Annotated in this window: 9 protein-coding genes, 4 tRNA genes and 1 pseudogene; 9 read left to right on the forward strand and 5 right to left on the reverse strand. The window is 39.6% G+C overall.

The window, feature by feature from the left end:
• Positions 1 to 55: 55 nt before the first annotated feature.
• The 6 genes from RT723_RS00170 (at position 56) to RT723_RS00195 (ending at position 4,311) form a co-directional block, all read left to right on the forward strand.
• Positions 56 to 132 (forward strand) — tRNA-Asp (locus RT723_RS00170).
• Between the two features lie 57 nt (positions 133 to 189).
• A tRNA-Asp gene (locus RT723_RS00175) sits at positions 190 to 266 on the forward strand.
• Between the two features lie 153 nt (positions 267 to 419).
• Positions 420 to 496 (forward strand) — tRNA-Asp (locus RT723_RS00180).
• Positions 497 to 811: 315 nt separating this feature from the next.
• Positions 812 to 888: transfer RNA gene (locus RT723_RS00185), tRNA-Asp, on the forward strand.
• Positions 889 to 1,661: 773 nt separating this feature from the next.
• The gene (locus tag RT723_RS00190; protein WP_315945424.1) at positions 1,662 to 3,044 is read left to right on the forward strand and encodes an amidohydrolase; all 1,383 of its coding nucleotides are present in this window, start codon (positions 1,662 to 1,664) and stop codon (positions 3,042 to 3,044) included.
• A 10-nt stretch (positions 3,045 to 3,054) separates the two neighbouring features.
• Positions 3,055 to 4,311 carry an amidohydrolase family protein gene (locus RT723_RS00195; RefSeq protein WP_428983561.1) on the forward strand — a complete coding sequence of 419 codons (1,257 nt, stop codon included), beginning with the start codon at positions 3,055 to 3,057 and terminating at the stop codon, positions 4,309 to 4,311.
• A gap of 69 nt (positions 4,312 to 4,380) precedes the next feature.
• Here the strand turns inward: RT723_RS00195 and RT723_RS00200 are convergent, their stop codons facing one another.
• The 5 genes from RT723_RS00200 to RT723_RS00220 are packed head-to-tail and all read right to left on the reverse strand — an operon-like array spanning position 4,381 to position 8,158.
• Positions 4,381 to 5,427 carry an extracellular solute-binding protein gene (locus RT723_RS00200; protein ID WP_216055501.1) on the reverse strand — a complete coding sequence of 349 codons (1,047 nt, stop codon included), beginning with the start codon at positions 5,425 to 5,427 and terminating at the stop codon, positions 4,381 to 4,383.
• Entirely contained in the window at positions 5,427 to 6,191 is a 765-nt protein-coding gene (gene potC, locus RT723_RS00205) for a spermidine/putrescine ABC transporter permease PotC (RefSeq protein WP_216055502.1), read from the reverse strand. Before potC ends, RT723_RS00200 begins: the two co-directional genes overlap by 1 nt.
• Positions 6,178 to 7,056 (reverse strand): spermidine/putrescine ABC transporter permease PotB, encoded by an 879-nt coding sequence (potB, locus tag RT723_RS00210; RefSeq protein ID WP_315945426.1) that lies wholly within the window; start codon positions 7,054 to 7,056, stop codon positions 6,178 to 6,180. Before potB ends, potC begins: the two co-directional genes overlap by 14 nt.
• Positions 7,053 to 7,790, reverse strand: coding sequence for an ATP-binding cassette domain-containing protein (locus RT723_RS00215; RefSeq protein ID WP_315945824.1), 738 nt, complete (start codon positions 7,788 to 7,790; stop codon positions 7,053 to 7,055). The genes potB and RT723_RS00215 overlap by 4 nt, the downstream gene beginning before the upstream one ends.
• Before the next feature lie 29 nt (positions 7,791 to 7,819).
• On the reverse strand, positions 7,820 to 8,158 hold the full coding sequence (locus RT723_RS00220) for an ABC transporter ATP-binding protein (RefSeq protein ID WP_315945427.1): 339 nt from the start codon (positions 8,156 to 8,158) through the stop codon (positions 7,820 to 7,822).
• 342 nt (positions 8,159 to 8,500) lie between these two features.
• Here RT723_RS00220 and RT723_RS00225 point away from each other — a divergent pair, with 342 nt between their 5' ends.
• The 3 genes and pseudogenes from RT723_RS00225 (at position 8,501) to gcvT (ending at position 12,436) form a co-directional block, all read left to right on the forward strand.
• Positions 8,501 to 9,805 (forward strand): FAD-dependent monooxygenase, encoded by a 1,305-nt coding sequence (locus RT723_RS00225; RefSeq protein ID WP_315945428.1) that lies wholly within the window; start codon positions 8,501 to 8,503, stop codon positions 9,803 to 9,805.
• Between the two features lie 51 nt (positions 9,806 to 9,856).
• The gene (locus tag RT723_RS00230) at positions 9,857 to 11,125 is read left to right on the forward strand and encodes an FAD-dependent monooxygenase (RefSeq protein WP_315945429.1); all 1,269 of its coding nucleotides are present in this window, start codon (positions 9,857 to 9,859) and stop codon (positions 11,123 to 11,125) included.
• Between the two features lie 224 nt (positions 11,126 to 11,349).
• Positions 11,350 to 12,436, forward strand: a pseudogene (gcvT, locus tag RT723_RS00235) (glycine cleavage system aminomethyltransferase GcvT).
• Positions 12,437 to 12,584 lie beyond the last annotated feature (148 nt).

Genomic DNA, 12,584 nt, shown 5'->3' on the forward strand with positions numbered 1-12,584 from the left:
TTCAGACTTTAATATCCGCGCCGTTGTTTAGCAAAGCTAACGACATGTAAGTCAGGGAGCGGTAGTTCAGTTGGTTAGAATACCGGCCTGTCACGCCGGGGGTCGCGAGTTCGAGTCTCGTCCGTTCCGCCACTTATATTGTCATTTGTTAAAAAACACTAAGTTGTGATTAGTAAGAAACATTAAACTGGAGCGGTAGTTCAGTTGGTTAGAATACCGGCCTGTCACGCCGGGGGTCGCGAGTTCGAGTCTCGTCCGTTCCGCCATTTAATGTTAATGCTAAAAGTTTTCAAAAGCTTGAGCGGTAGTTCAGTTGGTTAGACTTTTTATTACGAGCAGCGGCCTGTCAGGTCGGGGTTTCGAGTTAGGGTCATGACTGTTCCACAACTTAATGTTTATGCTAAAAGTGTTCAAAAGCTGGAGCGGTAGTTCAGTTGGTTAGAATACCGGCCTGTCACGCCGGGGGTCGCGAGTTCGAGTCTCGTCCGTTCCGCCACTTTTGAATTAAACTGATGTGTTTAAAAGTTACGAAAAATATGAGTTAGTTTTCAAAGCTAACTCGCGACGAAGTCGCACTTTTTTTGGTAGATCAGGAGTCTCGTCCGTTCCGCCACTTTTGAGACATTATTGAAAACATCTAAAATTGATTAATACCCCTTAATCACATTTTCAACGGATGTAAAACCTACCACTGTGGAGCGGTAGTTCAGTTGGTTCGGCTTTTATGAAGAGCAGCGGCCTGTCAGGTTGGGTTCCGAGTTAGAGTTTCGTTTGTTCCGCCATCTTCAACGGATGTAAAACCTACCACTGCGGAGCGGTAGTTCAGTTGGTTAGAATACCGGCCTGTCACGCCGGGGGTCGCGAGTTCGAGTCTCGTCCGTTCCGCCATCATTTCAAAGTTATCTCCTTGTATTAAATTCACTCTCAAAGCTAACGTTTAAATCAGATCATATATTTCATTCTCAAAAATAAAATCCGTCATCTTTAACAAATGTGAAATCTACCAATGCGGAGCGGTAGTTCAGTTGGTTCGGCTTTTATGAAGAGCAGCGGCCTGTCAGGTCGGGGGTCGCATTCTTTGCGGCTAAGAGTGAGCCTCGTCCGTTCCGCCATCATTTTAAAGTTGCCTCCATAGTTAAACATACTCTCAAAGTATTTAGTTGCGAAAGAACTCGCGACGTAGTCGCACTCTTAATATAAAAAGCCTGAGTCTCGTCCGTTCCGCCATCATTTCAAAGTTACCACCCTGCATTAAATTAACTCTCAAAGCTAACGTTTAAATCAGATCATATATTTCATTCTCAATAATAAAATCCGTCATCTTTAACAAATGTAAAACCTACAACTGCGGAGCGGTAGTTCAGTTGGTTCGTCTTATATCAAGATCATCGGCCTGTCACGCGGGGGCGCGCATTCTTTGCGGCTAGAGTGAGTCTCGTCCGTTCCGCCAAAATTTCAAAGTTACATCCATAAAAATCGTAATATCAAGATTTATCATTGCCATAAATTCGGATAAATTTTATTTAGCCAATTTACTCCTATGAAACCTGCAAACTATCGACATTCTCTTGTAGCTAACGCATATAATTTTAATTATTGTATAACAACAATTTAACCTGCTGTTTTAGTCAGGAATATTATAATAAAAAGAGGATGTCGTTATGCGTAAATTCGCATTAAGTTTCACAGCCATATCATTGGCTGCGCTGTTGTCTGGTTGCTCAGGCAATGAAGCTCAAGATCCACATGTCAGTATCAATAAAAATCCATACCCAAGCACTTATAAACCAATGGAACAATTAACCATATTAATCAAAGGAGCCACAGTATTAACGGGCACCGGAGAAATGTTGTCTAATTCAGACGTATTAATGGTTGATGGTGTGATTAAAGCCGTTGGTTCTAAAATTGAAAACGGCAGCGCCACAGTGATTGACGGGACTGGCAAATTTGTCACTCCAGGTATCATTGATGTGCATTCACATCTAGGTGCATACCCAAGTCCTTCAGTTGAGTCTCATCAAGATGGCAACGAAATGACTAACCCTGTTACGGCAGAAGTGTGGGTAGAGCATTCAATTTGGCCACAAGATCCTGGTTTTGAAGCTGCACGAGCTGGTGGTATTACGACGTTACAAATCTTACCAGGCTCAGGTAACTTAATTGGTGGCCGTGGCGTCACGTTAAAAAATATCCCATCACCAACTATGCAAGGCATGAAATTCCCTGACGCACCGTATGGTTTAAAAATGGCCTGTGGTGAAAACCCTAAACGAGTTTATGGCAGCAGAAAAATAACGCCATCAACTCGTATGGGTAACATGGCGGGTTACCGAAATGCATTTGTTGATGCTACTGAATACAAACGTGAATGGGAAAAATACGAACGTGATTACGCAGCAGGTAAAAACCCGGTTGCGCCAGAACGTAACTTAACCCTGGATACATTAAAAGGGGTTTTAGACGGTGATATAAGAATTCATAATCATTGTTATAAAGCAGAAGAAATGTCGATGATGATGGACTTAGCCAAAGAGTTTAATTATCACGCAGGTACATTCCATCACGCAATTGAGGCGTACAAAATCGCCGATGACTTAGCTAAAAATAATGTGTGTGCGGCAATGTGGCCAGAATGGTGGGGCTTTAAAATGGAAGCCTTTGACATGATCCAAGAGAATGCTGCCGTGGTCGATTCTTACCAAAACTCATGTGCCATCGTTCATTCTGATTCTGACACTACCATTCAACGACTAAATCAAGAAGCGGCAAAAATCATGTATCGTGCGAACGACGCAGGCTTTAAAATTGATGAAGCAAAAGCAATAACTTGGTTAACGTTAAATGCGGCTAAATCATTAGGCATTGATGATAAAACAGGTTCATTAGAAGCCGGTAAACAAGGTGATGTTGTGATCTGGAATCAAAACCCATTCAGTGTTTATGCAAAAGCTGAACAAGTATTTATTGATGGTGCAAAAGTGTTTGATATCAATGACGATGCATATCAAGCTAAAAGTGATTTTTTACTAGGTCAAGACTAAGGAGTATATGATGAAATTATTAAAACCATCTCTAATTGCTTTATCGTTATTAACTTCTTGTTCTGTTTTGGCAGAAAAAATAGCGATCACTAATACCACCATTTATACCGCAGGAAATAGTGGTGTATTAACCAATGCCAGCGTTGTATTTGAAGACGGCAAAATCATTGAACTTAACCCATCATCAATCAAAGCCGATGTGGTTATAAACGCTGAAGGCAAAATTTTAACACCGGGTTTGATCTCAACCATGAATCAATTTGGTTTAGTTGAAGTAGGTGCGGTATCAGGTTCTCGTGATGGCAGTGCTAAAAAAGCGGATATCAACTTTGATCCATTATATGCATACAATGCAGAAACAACCTTAATTCCATTTGCTCGTAAAGGTGGCATCACTCGCAGTTTAATCGCGCCTAGTTCTTGGGACAGTGTATTCCCAGGTCAAGCTTTCACTATATTAATGAACTCTGAGTTTGACAGTGTGATTGATACTAAGACGGCGGTCATTGCTAATTTTGGTGGCGCAAGCAAAGATTCAAGAGCAAGTAGCTTAATTGAATTAATTGAAAAGCTTAAGGGGCAGCAGAAAAAGCTAAAAGACGCAGAACAAGCATCTGCTAAAGAAGAAGGTGATAAACCTGCTAAGGCAAAAGAACCGTCTGATGAAGAAGTGACACTAACGGCATTATTAAACGGTGAAAAACCATTAATTGCATCAGCATCAAGATCGTCAGATTTATTACAGTTGATTAAAATTAAACAACAGTATGGCGTTAACATTCTGATTTCTGGTGGCGAAGATGCAGCCAGAGTGAAATCTGAATTAGCTAACTCTGAAATTCCAGTCATGATCAAAGTGGTCTCTAATTTACCTGGCAGTTTTGATTCGTTACACGCTTCATTAACGACAGCCGGTGAGTTAGAAAAAGCGGGCGTTAAAGTTATCCTGTTTAGCAGCGACAGCCATATGGCTAAAAACTTAAGGCTAGACGCTGGTAATGCCATCTCTTATGGCATGTCTGAACAAGGTGCATTAAAAGCAATGACATCAAATGTTGCAGATGTGTTTAACATGGACGCTGGTGAAATAGCAGTTGGTAAATCCGCTGATTTGGTTTTATGGAGTGCAGATCCATTTGAGATAAGTTCTAAAGTAGAATCGCTATGGATCAATGGTGAACAAGTTTCAACTGAATCAAGACAAGATAAATTACGTGATAGGTATATCTCTAAAGAGAATAAACCTAGAGGGTATATAAAACCTTAAATCATGGTTAAATGATAAATAAAAAAAGCTTCTTTATAGAAGCTTTTTTATTTTCGTTATTAGATTTTATTACTTACTGGTTTTTAACATTTCCCAGTACTTGTTATAAATCTCAATGGCTGGGCCAACGTCCGTCTGGAATTCACCTTGTTCAACAATGCGTTTTGACGGGAATATAGTCGGGTTATTTTGCGTGGCTTGATCTAACAAGGCAATGCCGGCTTTATTTGGTGTAGCGTAACCTATGTACTCAACTGTGCGTTTAGCCACGTCTGGTCGTAACATAAAGTTAATAAACTTATGCGCATTTGATTTATTTTCAGCACCTGTTGGAATAGCAAAACTGTCTACCCATATTGCCGCACCTTCAGTTGGGTAAATGTATTCAATTGCGCTGTCTTCTTCCTGCGCCATGATCACTTCACCATTCCAAATCATACCTAGGTTAACGTCACCAGCTAAATACGGTTCTCTTGGTGCATCAGAGTTAAATACCAATACATTTGGCATAAGTTTGGTTAACAACTCATAAGCTTGTTTGATTTCAGCTTCTGAGGTTGAGTTTGATGAATGACCATTAACTCTTAACGCCATATGAAATACTTCACGTACATCATCGGTTAACAATAAACTGTTTTGCCATTTTTTATCCCATAAGTCTTTCCATGACTTAATGCTTTTTGGATCAACTTCATTAGTATTAATACCTATGCCAGTACTGCCCCAAACATATGGCACACTGTGTTGATTGTTAGGGTCGTAAGACTTGTTTAATAACGCAGGATCTAAATGGGTAAAGTTAGACAGTTGTGCGGTATCAATTTTGGCTAACAAACCTTCTTTCGCCATTTTTGAAATGTAATAGGTAGACGGAATAACAATGTCGTAACCTTTACCGTTTTGCAGCTTTAATTTTGAATACATGACTTCGTTACTTTCGTAAGTATTGTATTCAACCTTAATGCCGGTTTCTTTTGTGAACTCAGCTAATACACCGTCAGGAATGTATTCGGTCCAATTATAAACAACCACTTTTTCAGCGGCGACAACCGAAAAGGTTACCGCAAACAAAACCGATAAACCGGTCGCTAATTTGTTCAGTGTTTTAAATTTCATTATTGTTTCCTTTTAATAAGCAATGAAATTACAGCAATTGCTGATAATGATATAACAAGTAATATTGTTGCTAATGCGTTTACTTCTGGTGATACGCCTACTTTCACCATCGAAAAGACACGTATCGGTAAAATTTCAAACCCAGGTCCAGTGACAAACGAGCTAATGATCACGTCATCTAACGACAAGGTAAAACTTAATAACCAACCGGATAACACCGCAGGTAAAATCATAGGTAAGATAATCACTCTAAATATTTTACCTTCAGACGCCCCTAAGTCTTGCGCGGCCTCCAATATATTATTATCAAAGCCTTTTAGTTGGGCATAAACCGTGATCACCACAAAAGGCAAACAAAACGTAATATGTGCAATTAACAAAGACCAGAAACCAAGTTGAATGCCCAACGCGATAAAAATAATTAAAAACGTAATGGCCAATACAATGTCGGGAGACATCATCAGGATAAACAACATACTGCTGGTGGTGCTTTTTAAGCGGAATTTATAGCGGTGAATCGCCAACGCCATTAACGTTCCCAATAAGGTGGCAATAAAGGCAGTTAATACTGCAATGGTTAACGAGTTAACAAAGGCATCCATCAGTCCTGTGTTGTTCCACAGTTTTTCGTACCACTTCCAAGAAAAACCAGCCCATTTGTGTCCGTATTTAGACTGGTTAAAAGAATTAGTGATCAAAACCAACATTGGCAAATATAAATACACAAACACAGATAAAATAAATAAAGGCTTAAAGATTTTCATCGTCCAAACCTCCTTTGTATTGAATGTAGTTATTGGCTTTATTATAAATAATCAATAAGCCAGCCATAAGTAAAATTAAAAACACACTAAAGGCCGAACCAAACGGCCAATCGCGTACCACCAAAAATTGATTTTTAATGACATTCCCTAACAATAAACTTTTAGCGCCACCTAAAATGTCAGCCACATAAAACATGCCCATAGCAGGTAAAAATACAATTAAACAACCGGCTATTATGCCGGGAGCCGTTAACGGCAATAAGATATGAATAAAACGATAAAACGGCGAGGCACCTAAGTCTTTACCAACTTCAATTAAACTTGTATCTAACTTGGCAAAACTGGCAATCAGAGGTAACACCATAAAAGGCAACAAGATATATACCAAACCAATAATGACGGCAAAGTCGGTATAAATCAGTTGGACAGGACTATCAATGACGTCTGTGAACATTAAGAAACTGTTCACTATGCCTTTTTTACCTAAGATCATTTTAATGGCGTAAATACGAATTAAACTATTGGTCCAAAAGGGCACCACCATTAAAAATAACAACACCACACGCATCGTTGGTGACATGTTGGCTAACAAATACGCAAAGGGATAACCAATCAGTAAACAGACTAACGTAGTAATGCCAGACATTAATAAGCTGTTCCAGAATACCCCTGCGTAAATAGGTTCAAACACCTTTAAATAGTTATCAAAGGTAATCGGCCATATCACTAAGTGTTCAGCATCAGGGGTTAATACGCTGGTCAAAATCACCATCAAATGCGGCAACAGCACAAATAACCCCAACCAAGTTAAGGTTAAAGTGATCACTAATCGGCGAAAATTAAGGGGAGAGGAGTACCTATTCATTTTTTAAGTTCATCAGCCTTAATAACGTGTTCCCAACCATGTACCCAGTTAACCCAGACTTTTTGATTTATCTTATAGTCAAAATCAGGATCGTCTTCGTTAAAAAACTCACTCGCGACTAAGGTATGTCCATTATCAAGTTTGATCACAGAATCTAATGTTTTACCTGTGTAATTACGTTCAATAACTTGACCTAAAAAGCCAGACTCTTGTGGCGCATCTTCAATGTACATAACACGTAAATCTTCAGGGCGTAATATGACATGCACCATATCGTCGATATCAAATTTGTGATCAGCAAATATTTTCCACTCAATACCATGAATTTCAGCCATGTATTGAAAGTCTTCTAAACGTTCTGTGATCCTAGCTTTAAATACATTACTTTCACCAATAAAGCGGGCAACAAATAAGTTAACTGGAGATTCATAAATTTCACGAGGGGTGCCAACTTGTTGCGGCTGTCCGTTATTAATGACCAAGACACGGTCAGACATGGTTAACGCTTCTTCTTGGTCGTGAGTAACGTAAATAAAGGTAATGTTTAATTGGCGTTGGATGCGTTTTAATTCGTTTTGCATTTTTTGACGCAATTTGTGATCAAGGGCACTTAATGACTCGTCTAATAACAAAACTTTAGGGCGATTAACGATGGCGCGGGCAATGGCCACACGTTGCTTTTGACCACCTGAAAGTTGATGTGGCAATCTTTGTTCAAACCCATGTAATTGCACAACCGCCAAGGCATCTTCGACTCGTTGTTTTATTTCGCTTTTTTTACTCCTGACATCTTTAAGCCAAACGCGACATTGTCAAATACCGTCATGTGAGGGAATAAAGCGTAACTTTGGAATACGGTGTTGGTGGGTCTGTGTTCAGCGGACAAATGAGCAATATCTTGCCCGTCTAACACCACTTGACCTTCATCGGGTTTTTCAAAGCCAGCAATTAAACGTAATATCGTGGTTTTACCACAACCTGACGGGCCCAAAATAGTAAAAAATTCACCATCATTAATGGTTAAATCAAATTCACGTAATACATCTTGGTTTTGATAACGTTTAGTGACATTGTCCAAAGACAAAAAAGCGGAATTAGTCAATCATTCAATCTCATTGTTAGCCGAGGGCGTTAACCAATATCTAAGTGAAAAAACTCACTCGTCCTGGTTAATTTATCGACAGCCATAAACAGGCAATATTAATCGCACAATCCAGTCAGTGCAACCATTGTTAAACGCTTATGCATTAAAAAAATTCACTAATTATGCAGATAGTTTTGTTAATGATGGTTAAGGTAATGTAGCATTCGGATATAACGTATTTATCCTCATAAAATTCAATCAACATGCGCTGGTATTAAAAGCCAAATGTTAAGTTAAAAACAAGCGTGTTATTTCGAGTTAAATTAACCATTATGAGTGAAATTAGTAATGAAGGCGGCTATGAATAAAACATCACAATATGATGTGATCATTTCAGGTGGAGGATTATCTGGACTGTTAACAGCGATTGGATTAATTAACGAAACCCCAGAATTATCCATCGCGATAATTGAGCCTGTTAAGCCAATCACTGTAAATTCAACCAATAACACGCAACAGGCTACTAAAAATTTTGACGATAGATGTTTAGCCTTATCTTATGGTTCATTACAACTGCTTAATCATTGGCACGTTTGGCCACAATTAAAGCCTCTAGCTTGGCCAATAAAAACTATTATCACTTCAGACCGTGGTCATATTGGCAAAACCATCATGCGCGCAGCTCAATACGATTTAAACGCGATGGGATATGTGGCAGCCATGAGAAACATGGGGGCAGCGTTTACTCAAAGTTTAAATACGCTAATACAAGACAAAAATAGTAATTTAACTTGGTACACACCCAACAACATCAAACAGGTTTCTCAGCAGCCAGAGCAAATACAGTTAGTATTAGATGATCAACAAACCATAACAGGCAAGTTACTCGTTGTGGCCGAGGGTGGAAATTCCCCAACACGTCAAACATTAAAAATAAGCACCAGTACACAGGCGTACGAGCAAAGTGCCATTATTGCCAATATCCAAGTAAATAAAAATAATAAGATAAATGATGTATTGTCGCTAGACGAAACACATTCACAAAACAAACATAATGGTGAGTCTCAACAATTAAACGGTCATACTGCCTTTGAACGATTTACCACATCGGGGCCAATTGCATTTTTACCCATAGATAAAGATCAATACTCAGTGGTATGGAGTGTAAAGCCTGAACAGGTTGAGCAAATAATGGGCTTGCCAGACACCGACTTTTGTCAGCAGTTACAAAGCGCATTTGGCCACGCAGGTGGCGTTATTGTTAAAACATCAAAACGAGAAAGTTACCCACTTGGTTTGACTAAAGCAGAATCAATTATTAGTGACCGAGTTGTATTAGTAGGTAACAGTGCCCACACCATTCATCCAATAGCAGGACAAGGTTTTAATTTAGGCTTGCGTGATGTGGCTTATTTGGTCAAACAGATTAAACACGGCGTAGATAATAATGTTGATATTGGTGCCTTTTCTGTGTTGCAACAATACCAAGCCGGCCGAGTGAAAGACATTAGCCGCATTACCGGTTTTACCGATTTATTAGTTAAAATGTTTGCACTAGAAGGGCGTTTACCGGCATTAACAAGAACATTAGGCTTGTTAGCGTTACAAAAAGTAACCAGCTTACAGCAATGGTTTGCCCTGCATTTTATGAGCAGCAAAGTTTAACGATATGACACATAACCATGAATTCTGGTTTTAAATAAGAGAAATATACTTTTGATTTCAACAGATATAACAATTATTGGTGGTGGTTGTGTTGGTTTAACCGCCGCAATTGGGTTAGCCAACAACGGCTTTAACGTAACTGTGGTCGACGCTGCAACTGACCATACCGAATTAACCACACCTGAATTACGAGTAAGCGCGATTTCGGCTGCCAGCGAAAATATTTTTCGTGCGTTAGGCAATTGGCAACATTTAGATCAAAGCCGATTTGCGCCGTACACTAAAATGTCGGTGTGGGATAAAGACAGTTTTGGCAAAATAGAGTTTGATTCAGCGCAAATATCTGAGCCTCGTTTGGGCCATATTATTGAGAACAATAATATTAGAAATAGTTTAATTACCCTTGCTCGCTCTCACGCCAATATTCAGTTACTTTTTGATAACAAAGTAAATAGTTTACACACCACCAACAACCAACAAAATCAGACTCAGCAGGTTTATATAACCTTGGAAGACGGCACACCTATTATTAGTAAATTGCTGGTGGCTGCCGACGGCGCACACTCTTGGGTAAGAAAACAACTTAAAACCCCAATGGTGTTTTCTGATTATGACCATCATGCATTAGTCGCCACAATACAAACCACAGAGCCACATCAAGCGTGTGCCAGACAAGTATTTTTAAACACTGGGCCATTAGCCTTGCTGCCATTACAAATAACTGGGCAAGATCAAGAACAGAATCTTGAGCCAAACCAGTGCTCAATTGTGTGGTCTAGCTCACCAGAGCATGTGCAACAATTAAAAGACATGACAGAACAAGAGTTCAACCAGTCAATCACCGCTGCAACCGACAGTGTATTAGGCCCAATCACATTAACCAGCCAACGTGTGAGTTACCCATTAACCATGCGTTATGCCAAACAGTGGATTAATCAAGGTGTAATATTTATGGGCGATGCCGCGCACACCATTCACCCATTAGCGGGATTAGGGATGAACTTAGGGTTGCTAGATGCCGCCAGTTTAGTGCAAGTTTTGGCAACACCTACGTTATTAAGTGCAGAAAAATCCGGTGAGTTAAATAAACAATTACGTAAATACCAAGGGTGGCGAAAGGCAGAAGCGCAAACCTATATAGCCGCTATGGCAGCATTAAAATCTTTGTTTGAAGGTGACAATAAATTCAAAAAACTAATTCGAGGTTTTGGCTTGTTAATCACCAATAAAACCGATGTGGTTAAACATAAGATCATCCAGCAAGCTATGGGTATTACAGGTGATCTGCCAGATTTAGCCAAAGTAAAAGATACCATCTAATACCGATTGTTAACTGTTTTTATCCTGTCTTTGCCATAACGGGTTTTATCTTTAACATTAAAATTTCTAATGGTAATTGGATGGTCAAATGTGCTTGTATCCGTTATACTTCGTCGCAATTTTTAAGTGGAAGAACTTGAGTTACCACTTTGTTTTATAAATTGTGGCAACGACTTATTCTTATCACCTTGTTCGTAACTATTTAACGCAGCAAAGGTAAAAATATGACAAACAGAACGGTTTTATTCGACAAACACATAAGAGTCAGGCGCCAAAATGGTAGATTTCCACGGTTGGGAAATGCCTATTAATTATGGTTCACAAATTGAAGAACATCATGCGGTTCGTAAAGACGCTGGTATGTTTGATGTGTCCCACATGACTATTGTTGATATTGAAGGTTCTGATGCTCAAGCATTTTTACGTAAATTAGTTGCCAACGATGTAGCAAAATTAACCGTACCAGGTAAAGCCCTTTACACAGGTATGTTAAATGAAGAAGGCGGCGTGATTGACGACCTTATCATTTATTACTTCACTCCAGAATCTTATCGTTTAGTGGTTAACTCAGCGACACGCGAAAAAGACCTAGCTTGGATCAACAAACAAGCAGAATCATTCTCAGTAACGGTTAGTGAACGTCCAGAGTTCGCTATGATTGCCGTTCAAGGCCCAGAAGCAAAAGCAAAAGTAGCAAGCATTCTTCATGCAGAACAAACCGTTGCTGTTGAAGGCATGAAACCATTCTTTGGTGTTCAAGCGGGTGACTTGTTTATTGCAACGACCGGTTACACAGGTGAAGCAGGTTATGAAATTGTTGTTCCTGCGGTTCAAGCGGCTGACTTATGGCAAGAATTATTAGATGCGGGCGTTAAACCTGCTGGTCTAGGCGCACGTGACACATTACGTTTAGAAGCTGGCATGAACCTGTATGGCCTAGATATGGACGATTCAGTATCGCCATTAGCAGCAAACATGGCGTGGACCATTGCTTGGGAACCAGAAGACAGAAACTTCATTGGTCGTGAAGCACTTGTTGCACAAAAAGCCGCTGGCACAGAAAAACTTGTTGGTTTAGTCATGGAACAAAAGGGCGTATTACGCTCTGGTTTAAAAGTGATCACTGCTAACGGCGAAGGCGTGATTACGTCAGGCACTTTCTCTCCAACGTTAGGTTACTCAATTGCTATGGCTCGTATTCCTGCTGGCACCGCCGTTGGTGATACAGTGCAAGTTGAAATGCGTAAAAAACTAGTAGACGTAAAAGTAACCAAAGCAGGTTTTGTGCGTAACGGCAAATCAATACTTTAGTTAATACGTATTTCTGGATTGGGTCGATGAATATTTATCATCGGCCAAAACATAAAAGAATTATAAAACTGGGTTGATCAATCAGACACTTACATTTATCTTTTCTAAGCGACATAAAATGCGGTTAGAAATTGAACATTAAGTGATT

The organism is Psychrosphaera aquimarina (assembly GCF_032461525.1).
In the GTDB taxonomy this organism is placed as follows: Bacteria; Pseudomonadota; Gammaproteobacteria; order Enterobacterales; family Alteromonadaceae; genus Psychrosphaera; species Psychrosphaera aquimarina.